Origin of the sequence: Dongia sp. (genome assembly GCF_041909655.1) — a bacterium.
Taxonomy (GTDB): domain Bacteria; phylum Pseudomonadota; class Alphaproteobacteria; order Dongiales; family Dongiaceae; genus Dongia.
The window spans coordinates 298,690-314,211 of record NZ_JAYRDA010000002.1 but is presented as its reverse complement, the minus strand read 5'-3'; the positions used below and the strand labels follow the sequence as shown (position 1 = coordinate 314,211).

The 15,522-nt window shown below is 61.2% G+C and carries 12 protein-coding genes; 6 read left to right on the top strand and 6 right to left on the bottom strand.

Features of this window, described 5'->3' with window-relative positions; all coding sequences use genetic code 11:
• Positions 1 to 26 precede the first annotated feature (26 nt).
• From ACE3PR_RS04625 to ACE3PR_RS04605, 5 genes are all read right to left on the bottom strand, one after another.
• Positions 27 to 1,586, bottom strand: coding sequence for an ABC transporter substrate-binding protein (locus ACE3PR_RS04625; RefSeq protein WP_374368699.1), 1,560 nt, complete (start codon positions 1,584 to 1,586; stop codon positions 27 to 29).
• Between the two features lie 151 nt (positions 1,587 to 1,737).
• Positions 1,738 to 2,463 (bottom strand): hypothetical protein, encoded by a 726-nt coding sequence (locus tag ACE3PR_RS04620; RefSeq protein WP_374368697.1) that lies wholly within the window; start codon positions 2,461 to 2,463, stop codon positions 1,738 to 1,740.
• The gene (locus tag ACE3PR_RS04615) at positions 2,460 to 3,098 is read right to left on the bottom strand and encodes an alanyl-tRNA editing protein (RefSeq protein WP_374368695.1); all 639 of its coding nucleotides are present in this window, start codon (positions 3,096 to 3,098) and stop codon (positions 2,460 to 2,462) included. Before ACE3PR_RS04615 ends, ACE3PR_RS04620 begins: the two co-directional genes overlap by 4 nt.
• An 83-nt stretch (positions 3,099 to 3,181) precedes the next feature.
• Complete coding sequence (rimO, locus tag ACE3PR_RS04610; RefSeq protein ID WP_374368693.1) at positions 3,182 to 4,510, bottom strand: 30S ribosomal protein S12 methylthiotransferase RimO; 1,329 nt, start codon at positions 4,508 to 4,510, stop codon at positions 3,182 to 3,184.
• A gap of 201 nt (positions 4,511 to 4,711) precedes the next feature.
• On the bottom strand, positions 4,712 to 4,876 hold the full coding sequence (locus tag ACE3PR_RS04605; RefSeq protein ID WP_374368691.1) for a hypothetical protein: 165 nt from the start codon (positions 4,874 to 4,876) through the stop codon (positions 4,712 to 4,714).
• Between the two features lie 404 nt (positions 4,877 to 5,280).
• On the opposite strand from ACE3PR_RS04605, the gene hisD reads away from it, so the two are divergent.
• The 5 genes from hisD to ACE3PR_RS04580 all read left to right on the top strand — a co-directional run bounded on the left by hisD (position 5,281) and on the right by ACE3PR_RS04580 (position 12,614).
• Positions 5,281 to 6,618 carry a histidinol dehydrogenase gene (gene hisD, locus ACE3PR_RS04600; protein WP_374368689.1) on the top strand — a complete coding sequence of 446 codons (1,338 nt, stop codon included), beginning with the start codon at positions 5,281 to 5,283 and terminating at the stop codon, positions 6,616 to 6,618.
• Between the two features lie 10 nt (positions 6,619 to 6,628).
• Complete coding sequence (locus ACE3PR_RS04595; RefSeq protein WP_374368687.1) at positions 6,629 to 8,278, top strand: alpha-D-glucose phosphate-specific phosphoglucomutase; 1,650 nt, start codon at positions 6,629 to 6,631, stop codon at positions 8,276 to 8,278.
• Entirely contained in the window at positions 8,275 to 9,921 is a 1,647-nt protein-coding gene (gene pgi / locus ACE3PR_RS04590) for a glucose-6-phosphate isomerase (RefSeq protein ID WP_374368685.1), read from the top strand. Before ACE3PR_RS04595 ends, pgi begins: the two co-directional genes overlap by 4 nt.
• Before the next feature lie 90 nt (positions 9,922 to 10,011).
• Positions 10,012 to 10,326 (top strand): hypothetical protein, encoded by a 315-nt coding sequence (locus tag ACE3PR_RS04585; protein WP_374368683.1) that lies wholly within the window; start codon positions 10,012 to 10,014, stop codon positions 10,324 to 10,326.
• 80 nt (positions 10,327 to 10,406) lie between these two features.
• Positions 10,407 to 12,614, top strand: a complete 2,208-nt coding sequence (locus tag ACE3PR_RS04580) for a N,N-dimethylformamidase beta subunit family domain-containing protein (RefSeq protein ID WP_374368680.1) — start codon at positions 10,407 to 10,409, stop codon at positions 12,612 to 12,614.
• 5 nt (positions 12,615 to 12,619) lie between these two features.
• Here ACE3PR_RS04580 and ACE3PR_RS04575 read toward each other — a convergent pair whose 3' ends face one another.
• Positions 12,620 to 14,197, bottom strand: coding sequence for an alkaline phosphatase family protein (locus ACE3PR_RS04575; RefSeq protein ID WP_374368678.1), 1,578 nt, complete (start codon positions 14,195 to 14,197; stop codon positions 12,620 to 12,622).
• 174 nt (positions 14,198 to 14,371) lie between these two features.
• Between ACE3PR_RS04575 and ACE3PR_RS04570 the strand changes: the two genes are divergently transcribed.
• A complete protein-coding gene (locus ACE3PR_RS04570; protein WP_374368676.1) occupies positions 14,372 to 15,517 on the top strand; it encodes an extracellular solute-binding protein in 1,146 nt (381 codons plus the stop codon).
• Positions 15,518 to 15,522: the final 5 nt, after the last annotated feature.

The following is a 15,522-nucleotide window of genomic DNA, read 5'->3' as shown; positions in this document are numbered from 1 at the left end:
CGTGGCCGGGCAGCGAACCCAGAGTCTTATTCCTTGACCACGTTGCTGTAGAGATTGAGATCGAAGGTGGGGCCGAGGATGAAACCCTTCACGTTGTTGAGAATGGCCGCATTCTCGACCTGCTGGAACAGGATGACATAAGGGCTGTCGTCGAGGGCCTGCTTCTGCAAGTCGACATACATCTGCGCGCGCTTGGCGCCGTCCTTCTCGTCGCGGGCGGCGAGCACGGCGGTCTCGTTCTCCGGCAATTGCCATTGATTGCGCTTGGCGAGCGGTGCCATCAGGAAGCCCTCGGCATTGGAATGCGGATCCTGATAATCCGAGCCCCACTGGCCGATATAGATGTCGTGTTCGCTGGCGCGGTACTTGGTCAGCGTGGTCTTGTTGTCGGCGATCTTGATGATGATGTTGACACCGGCCTTGGCCATCGTGTTCTGGATCGAGGCTGCGAGCGCGCGCGTCTCGCTCTTGTTGGTCGTGTCCATGGTTACGTTGAAGCCGTCGGGGAGATCGGCTGCCGCCAGCAATTCCTTGGCCTTGGCAAGATCGAAGCTGAACGGCGTGTCTTCCAGGGCGCCGAGCTGGCCGCGCGGCAGGAAGGTCTGGTGCTTGATGCCCACGGATTTGAACGAGGATTCGGCAAGACCGTCATAATCCACCAGATACTTCATCGCCTGGCGGACTTCCTGCTTGCCGAGATTCGGGTTCTTGGTGTTGAGGCCCATATACCAGACGGTCGCCTTCGGCGTCGCCGCGATGGTGATGTTGGGATCCTTGGAGACGGCGGTGATCTGGTCGCCCAGCAGATTGCGGGCGATATCAACATCGCCCTTCTGCAGCAGCAATTGCTGGGTGGCACTTTCGGTCACGTTCTTGGCCAGCACGCGCTTGATCTTCGGCGCGCCGCCCCAATAATTCTCATTGGCATCGAGGATCAGCGATTCGTTGGGTTTCCAGGTCTTCAGGAAGAACGGACCCGAACCGGCGAAATTGGTGCGCATCCAGTTATAGCCGAGATCGCCGTTCTCTTCATGGCTCATGACTTCCTTCTTGTCGACCACGGCCGAGGTGAAGGAAAGGCAGTTCAGGAAGAAGCTCGGCGCATAGGCGGCATCGAGTTCGATCTCAAGGGTGCCGGCATCGACCACGCGGACTTTCTCGGCGACTGTTTCCTTGGTCAGGCCAAACTGGTTCATGATGAAGGCCGGGCTCTTGTCGAGAAGCACATAGCGCTCGACCGAAAATTCGGCGTCCTCGGCCGTCATTTCATTGCCGGAGGCGAATTTGATGCCGGGGCGGATCTTGAAGGTGAAGACCTTGCCGTCATCGGACACGGTATAGCTTTCGGCGGCCTGCATCTTGACGGCCCCGGCATTGTCCAGGTCCTGGACCACCAGGCGGTCATAGGTGTTGGCCATGTATTCTGAGCTGGAGAATTCGTAGATTTCGGCCGGGTCCAGCGAGATGATGTCGTCGAACACCCAGGCCATGACCAGGGTATCCTGTGGCGTCTTCGCCTCTGCGGCAAAACTGCCGGCGGCAACCAGAGCCAGACCGGCAACGCCAGCCTTCAAAAGCATATTCATCGATAGCCTCCTGTTGGGTGATCTGATTTTGTTTTCCCCGGCGGCGGGGTCAGTTCCCACGCCACCCCAATTGTGATGGCTAGGCTATACCGGCTTCACAAATCTGCAATGAAAATCTGACCGTTTGAGAAGGGCAGTAGGCTTTTGACCGTCAGAGGCCCGTCAGTTTTTCTGTACCTGCATTCATGTGATGGACGAACCGGGCTATTATCAAGCAGCTGACAATTTTGCGATCTTCCGGCAGGACTTCACAGCGAGAAAGGTCGGCCGGCGTCGTTTGCAGCCTTGCCATCGCCTCGTCGACCCTGCACTTCTCCGCGCCGGGGCCATCGGGACATTTTTGCCAGATCGCTTCAGCGAGCAACATTGCGGCTTTGCCGGAGGCTTCGCCGTACTTCGACGGAAGGTCACCCAGAAAGGCCTGGATTGGCGGATTTTCGGCGCGGCGCGCAAGATCAACGGCGAAGGATGACATGGTCAGGCAGTCGGATTCGGCAACGAAGTCGTCCTGCCGCTGGCAATATTCAGAGACCAGTTCGGTATCCGGCAGCGAGCGCCCGACCAAATCGAGAATGCATGCCTGATCAATGTCAGCCTCTTTCATGCCTTTCTTGACGCCGCATTTTTTGATGGCAAGTCCCCAATGCGCTCCGACGGCATCAAACACCGCCTCGTCTTTAAGCAGTTCATAGGCAGGCAGGTCGATCTGCGCAGCGCCTCCCTCTTTTTCTTTCGTCGAGTTTGAGGACGCGCAGGCCCCCAGCAAGCAGATGATGGCGATCGAAAAGACGTGACGGATCAAGGCTCGCTCCTGTGCATCAGTTGCAACTTCTAATTTTACCATGCTCGACAAAAGCAACTTGATGGCAGCAATCAAGTCAAGAAAATCTCGACCCGTTCCTTGCCCTTGCCGATATTGCGACGCCTGAGCGAAAGGCTGCCCACCTCCCCGGTCCGCCGGAGATGCGTGCCGCCGCAGGGGACCGGATCGAAGCCGGGTACCTGCCAGTATCGGCGGCCGGCCGTTTCGTCGCTGAAGGCACTGGTGATGGGGAGATCGGCGGCAATGATCGCGGCGGCGCGGGTCGTGAGCTCGGGGAGTTCCGGCGCGATGCTAATCTCGCGGGCAAAATCGATCCGTGCCTTGTCGGCGGCGATATGGGCGCCGATCTTTTCGATCGGCCCCAGATCGCGATAGACTAGCTCGAGCACGATCTCGGCGGCGAAATGCAATCGCATCAGCCGGTAGCGTCGTTCCCAATCGATCGCGACGGTGACGGGATCGCCGGCTTGCAAACCATGCGCGGGCGGAAGGGTGTAAAGGATGTCTGCGCCGGCCTTGCGCGCCGAGAGCACCTCATGACCACCGATCGTGCCGTGATCGCTCTCCTGCCCGCCGGAGAAGGCGTAGAGGATCGTCTCTTCCAGTGTCACATCATCGCCCGACACCGCGGCGATGCGGGTTTCCTGCGACGTCAGATACGGATCTTCCCAGAACACTTTGCGCAGCATCAATGGCCCCCGGCACATCCAATAGCCAGATTGCCGGGGCCAAGGCGGGGGATCAAGCCGCGTCGTGAAAGATTGTTACCCGACTAAGCGACCAGATCGCCCCAGAGATCGTAATCCTCGGCGCGTTCGATCTTGACCTTGACCATGTCGCCGGCCTTGAGGCGTTTGCGGCCTAGATTGCCGACGAAGACCTGACCGTCGATTTCGGGCGCATCGGCCGAGGAACGGCCGATGGCCTGGGTTTTGTCGGCCTCGTCGATCAGGACATCGAGGGTGCGGCCGATTTTGCGCGCCATGCGCTTTTCGCTGACCACGCGCTGCACTTCCATGAAGCGGTCCCAGCGATCGTGCTTCTCGTCCTCATCGACCTGTTCGAGGCCGAGATCGTTGGCCTTGGCGCCGTCGACGGGCTCATATTTGAAGCAGCCGACGCGGTCGAGCTCGGCTTCCTCCAGCCAATCCAGCATGTAATCGAAATCGGCTTCGGTCTCGCCGGGGAAGCCGACGATGAAGGTCGAGCGGATGGTGAGGTCCGGGCAGATCTCGCGCCACTTCTTGATCCGCTCCAGCACCTTCTCCTGATTACCCGGGCGCTTCATCGCCTTGAGGATGTTGGGGCTCGCATGCTGGAAGGGGATGTCGAGATAGGGCAGCACGAGGCCTTCGGCCATCAGCGGAATGACGTCGTCGACATGCGGATAGGGATAGACGTAGTGGAGGCGCGTCCAGGCGCCGAGCTGGCCCAGTTCGCGGGCAAGGTCGAGGAATTTCGCCTTTACCATGCGGCCCTGATACTTGCTCTCGGCGTATTTGATGTCGACACCGTAAGCGCTCGTATCCTGGCTGATCACCAGCAATTCCTTGACGCCGGATTTAACCAGATTTTCGGCCTCGATCAGCACTTCGCGCGCAGGCCTGGAGGCGAGGTCGCCGCGCAGGGAGGGAATGATGCAGAAGGTGCAGCGGTTGTTGCAGCCTTCCGAAATCTTCAGATAGGCATAATGCCGCGGCGTCAGCTTGAGGCCGGCCGGGGGCACCAGATCCATGAAGGGGTCGTGCTTGGGCGGCACCACGTCATGGACGGCATTGACCACCGTTTCGTATTGCTGCGGGCCGGTGATCGCGAGCACGTTCGGATGCTCGCCGCGGATCAGTTCCGGGGTGGCGCCCAGGCATCCGGTGACGATCACCTTGCCGTTTTCATTGAGCGCTTCGCCGATCGCCTCCAGGCTCTCGGTGCGGGCTGAATCGAGAAAGCCGCAGGTATTGACGATCACCACATCGGCACCGGCATAGGAATCCGAAATGGCGTAGCCCTCTGCCCGCAACTGGGTGAGGATTCGCTCGGAATCCACCAATGCCTTTGGACAGCCCAAGCTGACGATGCCGACGCGCGGCTGGCTCTTGCTCATGATGCTCTAGGTCCAGAAATTCGTGCTGGCAGTCGCGCTTGCGACCCGGCGCCTCCGGAAAATCGCTTTTGAAACAGGCGCGTGGGCATTTGCCCAGCCATTCTCGGGCTTCACCTAGCCGGATTTCCCGGAGATCGCAAGGTGGCTTCTAATTATTTGATATTCATATATTTTATTTCGGTCACAGCCTTATCACGCAGGTCACCGGCTTATCGGCGGCGGCAACGGTACGGACGCCTTAGTTTTCAGCGGTGACGCAGGCTGCCTCCGGTAGTGGGGCGGCAGCACAGCAAGGGGCATCATCATGACCGTCTGGACGATGATTACCGCCATGGCCATGGTGATGTGGGCGATCTCCGTTGCCATCGGCCTTTCCTGGGTGACCTCTTCGGCCCCTCGCCGTTCTTCCGCCGCTACCCGCCTTGGGAAAGGCCCCGTGGTTTCTCATCAGACTTGGATCGTTTGAAGCTGCCCACGCCTTGCCGGTCCGTATGACGGCCGGCTTCGGCCCGTTTTGATTGACGTTGCAAAACCTCACCGCACGATGCGGGGCCCGCCCCCAGGACCTACCCCCCGAAAGGGTCACCCGCCTCGTCGTCGGCGCCCAGCCATCCTTCCCGGTGGCTGGGCTTTTTCTTGGCGCCGCTGACGGAATTACTTGGCATTTTAGGGGATGACGATGGGCTGAAGGCCGCATTGCATTCAGGGTGGAAAGCCAATACATCCATTGGTTAATCTGCTCCGATCGTCTTATTTGAGAAATCCCGAGAATGACCGACCGCCAGGTGCGCCTATACGAATTGGCCAAGATGGATGCTGCCGCCCGAGCGCGCCTGATGGTGCGTTCGGAGGAGGATCTGCAGGGCTTTGTCGACGCAGTGAGGCCGATCGTGGCCGCCGTCGAGGCGGAGGGCGACGCGGCCCTGGTGACCTATGCCAAGAGGTTCGATGGCGCGCCGGCCAGTTTCCAGGCGATCGCGACCCCACCCGAGGATTTCGCCTGGGCGGAGAAAACGGTTTCGCGCGAGGTCGCGGAGGCACTGGCTTTCGCCGCCGACAATATCCGGCGATATCACGAAGCCCAGATGCCGGAAGAGATGTGGTTGAAGGAAATGCGCCCCGGCGTTTTTGCCGGCGAGCGCTGGACGCCGATCGATTCCGTCGCCTGCTATGTGCCGCGCGGCAAGGGCTCGTTTCCCTCGGTCGCCCTGATGACCGCCATTCCCGCGATCGTCGCGGGTGCACGGCGGGTGGTGATGCTGACCCCGCCCGGCCCCGATGGCCGCGCCGATGCCGCGACTTTGCTGGCGGCGAAACTCGCCGGGGTAAGCGAGGTCTATCGTGTCGGCGGGGCGCAGGCGGTGGCCGCCGCGGCTTACGGCACCAAATCCGTGCCGCGCTGTCTCAAGATCGTAGGGCCGGGCTCGCCTTATCTCATCGCCGCGAAGAAGTTGCTGGCCGACCGGATCGATCCCGGCATGCTGGCGGGGCCGTCGGAGGCTCTGGTCCTGGCGGACGATACCGCGGACGGTCGCCTGGCGGCCCTCGATCTGCTGGTCGAGGTCGAGCATGGCCCGGATTCTTCGGGTTTCCTGGTAACGCCGTCGCGCGCCGTGGCCGAGGCGGCGCTTGCCGCCATTCCCGGTTTCTTCGGAAAAATGAGCGAGACACGGATCGATTACACGATGACGGTGTTGTCATCCGAGCGGGGCGGCATCGTGCTCACCTCCGATCTGCAATCAGCCTATGATTTCGTTAACGATTACGCCCCCGAACATCTGATGATCCATGCCCGGGAACCCTATCAGCATCTCGGCCATATCCGGAATGCCGGCGAAATCCTGCTGGGGGAAAGCACGTCGAACACGCTCGCCAATTTCGTGATCGGCCCCAACAACGTGCTGCCGACCAATGGCTGGGCGAAGACCATGTCGCCGCTTTCGGTCTTCGACTACATGAAGCGCGCGACGGTGGCGCATGTGACACCCTCCGGTTACGCCCAATTGGCCGGCGCCGCCGAAACTCTCGCGCGTTACGAGGGTTTCGACGCTCATGCCAATGCGGTCTCGGCGACCCGCGCCGATCTTCTGGCAACACGGCGAAAGTGAGATTGACGGCATGAATGTGACGGCGTTGCGGACCGAACGCGTTTCCTGCGCAGCCTTCAGCGATCAGCGGCCCGGAACATCCGGTCTCCGCAAGAAAGTCACGCAATTCCAGAAGCCGCATTATCTCGCCACCTTCGTGCAGGCGATCTTTGACGGCGTCGGCGATCTCAAAGGATCCGCCATCGCCCTGGGTGGTGACGGGCGTTTCTTCAACCGCGAAGCCAGCCTGATCATCCTGCGCATGGCAGCAGCCCATGGCATCGCGCGGGTTGTTGTCGGGCGCGGCGGGTTGATGTCGACGCCGGCGGTCAGCAACCTCATCCGCCAGCGCGGTCTCAAAGGCGGCATCATCCTGTCGGCCAGCCATAATCCCGGGGGTCCGGAGGGCGATTTCGGCATCAAATACAATATTGCCAATGGCGGTCCGGCCCCGGAATCCATCACCGAGGCGATCTTCGCACGTTCACAAAGCATCACCGGCTACGACATCCTGCCGGAAGTGGCGGGCAGTATCGATCTCGATCGCCCGGGCCTGCAAAATCTGGGCGGCCTGGAGGTCGAGATCGTCGACCCGGTTGCCGATTACGCGACGCTGATGGAGAAGCTGTTCGATTTCGACCGTATGCGATCCTGGCTGAAGGCCAATGGCATGCTGTTCGATGCCATGCATGCCATCACCGGCCCCTATGCGACCGAGATCCTGCGGAACCGTTTGGGCGCATCACCAGCATCTCTCATCAATGCGATCCCGAAGCCGGATTTCGGCAATCACCATCCCGATCCCAATCCGGCCCATGCCGAGGAATTGATGGCGGCGATGTGGACAGCGAATGCGCCGGGCCTGGGTGCCGCCTCGGATGGCGATGGCGACCGCAATATGATCGTCGGCCCGAAACTCGCCGTGTCGCCCAGCGACAGCCTTGCCGTGATGACGGCGAATGCGACGCTCATTCCCGGCTATGCGCGCGGAATCGCCGGTGTCGCGCGCTCGATGCCGACCAGCCGCGCCGCCGATGTCGTCGCCGCGGAATTGGGGATTGCCAGTTACGAGACACCGACCGGCTGGAAGTTCTTCGGCAATCTGCTGGATGCCGGTCGCGTCACCCTGTGCGGCGAAGAGAGCTACGGCACCGGCTCGGATCACGTCCGGGAAAAGGACGGGCTCTGGGCGGTTCTGTTTTGGCTCAATCTGCTGGCGGTGACGGGGAAGTCGGTGCCGCAGATCCTGGCCGAGCATTGGCGCCGGTTCGGGCGTCACTATTATTCGCGCCACGATTACGAAGCCATCGACAGCGACAAGGCCAATGCCATCGTGGCAGCGCTGCGGCAGCGTCTGCCGGATCTGCAGGCGCGTGGGCACAAGGATTGGCGCATCGAAGAGGCGGATGATTTCCGCTACCAGGACCCCATCGACGGATCGGTGAGCGAAAAGCAGGGGCTGCGGCTGATTTTCTCGAATGGCGGCCGTTTGGTTCTGCGGCTCTCCGGCACCGGCACGGTGGGGGCCACCTTGCGCCTCTATCTCGAGCGCTTTGAGCCGCGCAACAGCGTGCTCGATCTTGATCCGCAGGCAGCGTTGGCGGATCTGGCTGCGTGTGCGGAAGACATCATCGGCATCAGGAAAGGTTCCGGCCGCAACGCGCCGGATGTCATAACATGAGCGATCCGACCAAACTGGCAGCCTGGAAAGCCCTCACCGAGCATCACGCGCGCCTCGGCGGCGTCACCCTGGCCGAGCTTTTCGCCAATGACCCGGCGCGCTTCCAGAATTTCTCGATCGATCTTGGCGAGATCACGCTGGATTACTCGAAGAACCGCATCAGCGATGTGACACTTTCGTTGTTGCTGGATCTTGCTCGTGAATCAGGACTGGAGGAGGCGCGCGCTCAGCTTTTTGCGGGTGCCCCCGTCAACAATACCGAGGGGCGGCCTGCGCTTCACATGGCCTTGCGCGCGCCCGCGGCGCATCAAGGCACGGGGTTGAGTTTTGTCGCCAATGGCAAGGATGTGGCGCCGGAGGTCGAGCATGAACTCGATCATCTCTTCGGTTTCGCGCAGGAGGTCCGTTCGGGTGCCTTTACCGGTGCCACCGGCAAGCGCATCGAGCATATCGTCAATATCGGTATCGGCGGTTCGGATCTGGGGCCGGCCTTGATTGCCGATGCGCTGCGGCCGGATATTGCCGGTCGCTTCGTGGTCGATTTCGTTTCCAATGTCGACGGCGCGCATCTCGATCAGGTGTTGGCGCGGACCGATCCGGGAACGACCTTGTTCATCATCGCGTCAAAGACCTTTACCACCGCAGAGACCATGGCCAATGGTCGTGCGGCACGGAAATGGCTGGCGGCGAAGCTCGGCGAAAGCGCGGTCGATCGTCATTTTGTCGCCGTATCGACCAATATCGAGGCGGTCAAAGCCTTCGGTATCGATCCCAAGCACATGTTCCGATTCTGGGATTGGGTCGGTGGCCGCTATTCGCTGTGGTCGGCGATTGGGCTTTCCATCGTGATCGCCGTGGGGCCAGCCAAGTTCCACGATCTCCTGGCCGGCGCCGCGGCGATGGACCGGCATTTCCTGGAAGCGCCCTTGGCCGAGAATCTGCCGGTGATCATGGGGCTGCTGCAAGTCTGGCACCGCAATTTCTGCGGCCATGCCAGCCAGGCGATCCTTCCCTATGCGCAGGATCTCTGGCGCCTGCCGGCCTATCTGCAGCAGCTGGAGATGGAGAGCAACGGCAAATCGGTGACCCGCGACGGCAAGCCTGTCACTTGGGCGACCTCCCCGGTGATCTGGGGCCAGGCCGGCACCAACGGACAGCATGCCTTTCATCAGATGCTCCATCAGGGGTCGGAGCCGGTGCCCTGTGATTTCATTCTGACCGCGCGGGATCGCTCGGCCTTTCCCGATCAGCATCACATGCTGGTGGCGAATGGGCTGGCCCAGGCGGCGGCGCTGGCTTTTGGCCGGTCGGCGGAAGCCATCGCCACGGCGATGCGTCACGCCGGGCAGGACGAGGCAACGATCGCGCGCCTCACCCCGCACCGCGTCTGCCCGGGCAACCGCCCATCGACCACGCTCCTGCTGCCGGTGCTTGATCCCTATCATCTGGGAGCCCTGATCGCGCTCTACGAGCACAAGGTGTTCGTCGCCTCGACTATCTGGGGCATCAATGCCTTTGACCAATGGGGCGTCGAGCTGGGCAAGGACATGGCGAACGCCCTTTTGGGCGGAAAAGGCGGCCCTTCCGATTCCTCGACAGCCGGGTTGATGGCCCTATATGATGCCCGCGCCCACCGCCTTTGAGGCGGTCGGGGGATGGCTGCGCCCAGGTAAGCCCGAGGTGACATCGGGAATTTGATCTTGGCGTGGCAATGGGATGGGGGTCCATAGGCTATGATCAAGATTGATGCCGAGGGTACGCGTGGCGCGGCCCTCGCCGGCGAATTCAAGGCGGCCCCTTCGGGCCCCTACAGCGCCGATCTGCAGAAAGTTTTGCAATTGCTGCGCTGGGGTCATGCGCGCGGCCGGACCATCATCGTTTGCACCAAGCCTTATGCCGAATGGCGCCTGGGCCGCATGGGCGCCAAGCGCGGCATGAAGGTCGAGGTGAACGACGATGAGGTCTTCACCGATCATGACGCGGCCGTCTGGGCCTGTTTCCGCGCCCGCTGGCTGGAGGTCACCGGCAAGTCATGTCCGGTGGCCTGAGCACGCGACCGCGCGCGCCGCTTTATCCGCCACCGGGCCGCGCTTCATATCAATCCGCAGATGATGAGATTTGAGCCGTCATGAACGAACGTATTCTTGGCTATACCGATCGCCTGAGCGCAGCACCAGGCGACAACGTCGCCTTCAAGATCAGCGCGCCGCTGCCCGGAAAGTTCGACGCCCGCCTGGTGCGCCTGATCTGCGGCGACGATTCGCCGGAAGGCCCCGGATTGAAATACGAAGAAATCGCCAGTGCGATTGACGGCTCCTACAAGGCGCGTCAGCAGCCAATCGTGACCGGATCCTATGTCTGGGTGACGGCGCGCCAGCCCTTCGTGCTGGGCAATTTCACGCTGCAGGCGATGATCTGGCCGACACTGCCTGGCAATGGCAAGGCACAATCCATTCTGGGCAATTTCGATGCGGCGGCGGGAACCGGCTATGCGCTCTATCTCGACGAAGAGGGATGCCTTGCCTTCCGTGCCGGCAAGAACGCGCCCGTTTCCACGGGAGTGAAACTCCTCGCGCGGCATTGGTACGAGGTCTATGCCAGTTTCGATTCCGGCACCGGCCGGGTGACACTCGGCCACAACGCCATGCTGGCCTATCATGGGCAGCCGGCGTCAGTCTCACATACCGGTTTGGTATCCGAGCCGGTTGGCGAAGGTGGGCGCTTCCTGATCGCCGCCTGGAATGACGACAAGCAGGCCGTAGCACATTTCAACGGCAAGATCGACGCGCCGCGCGTCTCGGCCCGCGCCTTGCAGCCGGCGCAAGTGTCGCGCCTGCGCGAACTGCCACTGGATGTGGATCTGGCGCAATATGTGGTTGCGGCTTGGGATTTCTCGCGCGGTATTGCGACCGTCAAGGTGACGGATGTGTCGGGCAACCGGCATCACGGCCGTACCATCAATCTGCCGACACGCGCGATGACCGGCTGGAACTGGGACAGCAGCGAGTTCCACTGGCAGAAGAAGCTGCCGCATTACGGCGCCATCCATTTCCACGACGACGATCTTTATGATTGCGGCTGGAAGACCGATTTCACGCTGACCATTCCGGAAGGCATGAAAAGCGGCATCTATTGCGCCCATGTCTCGCAGAAGGCAGCCGACGGCCAGATCGTCGAGGATTACATCCCGATTTTCGTGCGCCCCGCGCGCGGTACGGCGACGGCGCCTTTGGCTTTGCTGATCCCGACGGCGAGCTACCTCGCCTATGCCAATCAGCAGATGGTGTCGAGCTGGTGGTTCGACGAATTGTCGAGCTGCAAATTCGTCACGCTGAGCGAGGTCGATCGCTATCTCGAGGAGCATGAGAGCCTCGGCCTCTCGGTCTATGACGAACATACCGATGGCAGCGGCGTCTGCCATTCCTCGCATCTGCGGCCCATTCTCAACATGCGACCGAAGACGGATCTGTGGCAGTTCAATGCCGATACGCATCTCACCGATTGGCTGGAGAAAAAGGGCATTCCCTACGACGTCATCACCGATGACGATCTGCACCAGGAGGGACTCGATTGCCTGCGGCCCTATCGCTGCGTCATGACCGGTACGCATCCGGAGTATTACTCCAAAGAGATGCTGGATGCGGTGCAGGCCTTCACCAATGGCGGCGGCCGACTGATGTATATGGGCGCCAACGGCTTCTATTGGCGTATTGCCTATCATCCAGGATTGCCCGGCGTGATCGAGCATCGCCGCGCCGAGGACGGCATGCGTGCCTGGTTCTCGGAAGCGGGCGAATATCACATGAGCTTCACTGGTGAATTGTCCGGGCTTTGGGTGCGCAATGGTCGCCCGCCCAATATGCTGGTCGGTAATGCCTTCGCCGCGCAGGGGTTCGTCAACGCAGTCCCCTATCACCGCACCGAAGACAGCCGCGACCCGCGCGTCGCCTTTATGTTTGAGGGGCTGGAGCGGGACGAGATCATCGGTGATTTCGGCACGGTCGGCGGCGGTGCCGCCGGCTGGGAGATCGACCGCGCCGATACGCGTCTTGGCACACCGCCCCATGCGCTGATGGTGGCGACGGCGACCGATTTTCCTGATTCATATCATTGGGTGAACGAGGAAATGAACCACACCCATTCGGCCGTCAACGGCGACACTTGCCCGCGCGTCCGCTGCGACATGATGTTCTTCGAGACGCCCAATGGCGGCGCCGTCTTCTCGACCGGCTCGATCTCCTATGCCGGCTCCCTGGCGCATAATGGCTACGACAACAATGTCAGCCGCCTCACCGAGAATGTGATCAGACGGTTTACCGATCCGACCTCGTTCTGACGGATTTAGTCCGCTCGCCCGAGATGCCGGTTATAGCCGCGATCCTCAAGACCCTCGGCGCCGACGTGGTAATTGCTCAAGACATGTTCCTGGTGCCGCAAGCGCCATGAGAGCAGCTTTTGTGCCATTTCCAGCATGATGCCGGCATGGGCCGGATCGCCCGCGAGATTGTTCATCTCGGCAGGATCACTGGAGAGATCGAAGAGGAGCGGCGGCATGGCCGCGAAATGCACGTATTTCCAACGCTTGCCGCGCAGGATCGCGACCTGGCAATCGTTGGAATCGAGCCCGAAAAGTTCCTCGCCATTCAAGCCCCCATTGGGGCCACCGCGGAAATCCAATTCCATATGCGCTTCCTCGCGCCAATTTGAGGGCTGCCTGCCTTCGAGGAAGGGCAGCAGGGAGCGGCCGTCGCATTGCGCGGGGATCTCCATGCCCAGCCAATCGAGCATGGTCGGCATCAGATCGACCGATTCCGTGAAGGCATCGACATGGCGGCCACGCCCGGCATCGGCCTGCCGCCGCGGATCGCGGATGATGAGCGGGATATAGAAGCTGGGGTCGAAATAAAGCTCCTTACCCCAGCTATAATGATCGCCGCCCATTTCGCCGTGATCGCAGGTGAAGACGATCAGCGTGCTGTCATACTGCCTGGTCTCCTTGAGGCGGGCGATGATGCGGCCGACCGCGTCGTCGACCTCGTTCATCATGCCGTAATAGCAGGCGCGCATCTGCTTGAGTTCCAGATCCGGCATGGTGACGAGGTTATTGGGATTGTGCTCGTCGTAATTGCTGGGCGCCCGGAGCTTATCGATCCAGGCTTTCACATGCGGATGCTGGCGCGCCTCCTCCTCAGGCGATGATTTCCGCGCGGGCAGCGGAATTTTTGCTGGGTCGTAGAGCGCATTGTAGGGCTCCGGCGTGATCACCGGGGGATGCGGGCGAAGGAACACACAATGCATGAACCAGTCCTGCTCGCGATGATCGCCCAGCCAGTCGATGACCTTGTCGGCCATGAAAGTGGTGTCGCTGTCCTCGGCCGAGAAGAGGGTCGGAATATAGCGGTGGCCGCGATCGGCCGGTTTCTGGAAGCCGGGCTTGGGCTGGTAGACATCCTCGCGCCCGTTGAACTTGTAGCCCTTCGCCCGCAGATCGTTCATCCAGAGGCGCATATATTCGGGAAACAGCATGCCGATCGTGTAACCCGGCAGGGGCCCTTCATAGGTACGCAAAGCCGGGTCGTTGGCCGGCCGGCCGCGGGGATCGGCACTGGTGTCGGTATAGCCATAGAGCGTCGGGTCGAGGCCGATCTTGCGGACTTCCTGGGCGATATTGGTGTGGCGCGCATCAAGCGGCGTACCGTTGCGCCCGGAGCGGTGGTTCATCAGGTAAAGCCCGGTTTGCATGCTGGCCCGGGCCGGCCCGCAGGGCGCCACGACGGTAAAATGCTGCTTGAACAGGGCGCCGTTGGCGATCAAGGCATCGAGATGGGGTGTCTTGACCACGGGATGACCGAGGGCCGAAAGGCATTCGCCACGCCATTGGTCGGCTGAAATGAACAATACTTTGCGCCGCGATGTCATGTGGTCGGTCCTTGATGTCGGTCAATCGGCATGGCGCGCATCCTATCGTGCCGAATCGCGCCCTGGAAGATGGCTCGTCGACACGGAACATCCATCGACCGGTCATCGAACTGACATTCCCGCCGACTAGGTTGGCGCCCTTATTTCAAGGTCACACCCTCAGGGAGACATTTCATGACCAGGTCGTTTCTGACCGATGCGGCGTCCCGCCGCACAATCCTCAAATCCGCCGGCCTTCTGGGTGCTGCGGCCATCGGCGCGCCGATGATCGTCCGCAAGGCCTTTGCCACCTCGGGCGAGCTCAACCTCTTCAGCTGGGGCGATTACATCTACCCGGAAATGATCGAGGGTTTCGAGAAGAGCACGGGGATCAAGGTCAATCTGGCGACCTATGGCACCAATGACGAGGTGTTCAACACGATCCGCGCCTCGGGCGGCGCCGGCTATGACGTGATCAACCCCTCGGTCACACGCACCCCGCAATACGTCGAGTTCGACCTGCTGCAGCCGATCGACGAAGCGAAGGTCAATATCGACAAGATCATCCCGTCGATCTACGAATCGTCGAAATCCCTGGGCGGCGAGAGCGCCGGCAAGCGCTTCAACCTGCCGTTCAACTGGGGCACCGAATCGCTCTGCTTCGACAAGACGGCCGTGAAGATGGGCTATGGCGAGGCGAGCTACGGCACGTTGTGGCAGCCGGAATTCGCCGGCAAGGTCACCTGCCGCGCCAATTCGATCATGACCGGCATCGGCCTCTATCTCGATGCCTCGGGCAAAGTTCCGTCGGGCCGTATGGTCGACACCTACAAGGACGAAGCCTCTTTGCGCCGGGTCTATGACGAGATCGTCAAATTCGCCCTGGAAAACAAGGCATCGGTCGGCCAGTTCTGGACCAATGCGCAGGAAACCGAAGCGGCCTTCAAGCAGAATGGCTGCGTCATCGGCCAGATCTGGGACGGTCCCGGCATGCGCATGATGACCGAGGAACCCGACCGGTTCGCCTATCTCGCCGCCAAGGAAGGCGCCATCACCTGGCTCGACGGCATCGCTTTGCCGAAGAACGCCGAAAACCTCGAACAGGCCTATGCCTGGATCAACTGGTATTACACGCCCGAAAATGCCGCCATCCATGTGATGAAGTCGGGCTACAACAGCTGCACTGCGGATGCCGACAAGTTCGCCGGCGACGTCTACGCCAAGAACTTCGCCGCGGCCTATCCGGACGATGCCATTGCCAATCTGTGGTGGTGGCCGCCCGAGGAAACGGCGCTTGCCAATATCCGCAACGAATACCGCGACAAGCTGCTGGCCTCGTAAACGGC

What these genes read in the sequence shown, in the direction of transcription:
- ACE3PR_RS04580 (WP_374368680.1), top strand. Translation starts at nt 10,407, where the DNA reads ATGAACGAACGTATTCTTGGCTATACCGATCGCCTGAGCGCAGCACCA.
- ACE3PR_RS04605 (WP_374368691.1), bottom strand. Translation starts at nt 4,876, where the DNA reads ATGGCAACGGAGATCGCCCACATCACCATGGCCATGGCGGTAATCATC.
- ACE3PR_RS04575 (WP_374368678.1), bottom strand. Translation starts at nt 14,197, where the DNA reads ATGACATCGCGGCGCAAAGTATTGTTCATTTCAGCCGACCAATGGCGT.
- pgi (WP_374368685.1), top strand. Translation starts at nt 8,275, where the DNA reads ATGAGCGATCCGACCAAACTGGCAGCCTGGAAAGCCCTCACCGAGCAT.
- rimO (WP_374368693.1), bottom strand. Translation starts at nt 4,510, where the DNA reads ATGAGCAAGAGCCAGCCGCGCGTCGGCATCGTCAGCTTGGGCTGTCCA.
- hisD (WP_374368689.1), top strand. Translation starts at nt 5,281, where the DNA reads ATGACCGACCGCCAGGTGCGCCTATACGAATTGGCCAAGATGGATGCT.
- ACE3PR_RS04625 (WP_374368699.1), bottom strand. Translation starts at nt 1,586, where the DNA reads ATGAATATGCTTTTGAAGGCTGGCGTTGCCGGTCTGGCTCTGGTTGCC.
- ACE3PR_RS04585 (WP_374368683.1), top strand. Translation starts at nt 10,012, where the DNA reads ATGATCAAGATTGATGCCGAGGGTACGCGTGGCGCGGCCCTCGCCGGC.
- ACE3PR_RS04615 (WP_374368695.1), bottom strand. Translation starts at nt 3,098, where the DNA reads ATGCTGCGCAAAGTGTTCTGGGAAGATCCGTATCTGACGTCGCAGGAA.
- ACE3PR_RS04595 (WP_374368687.1), top strand. Translation starts at nt 6,629, where the DNA reads ATGAATGTGACGGCGTTGCGGACCGAACGCGTTTCCTGCGCAGCCTTC.
- ACE3PR_RS04570 (WP_374368676.1), top strand. Translation starts at nt 14,372, where the DNA reads ATGACCAGGTCGTTTCTGACCGATGCGGCGTCCCGCCGCACAATCCTC.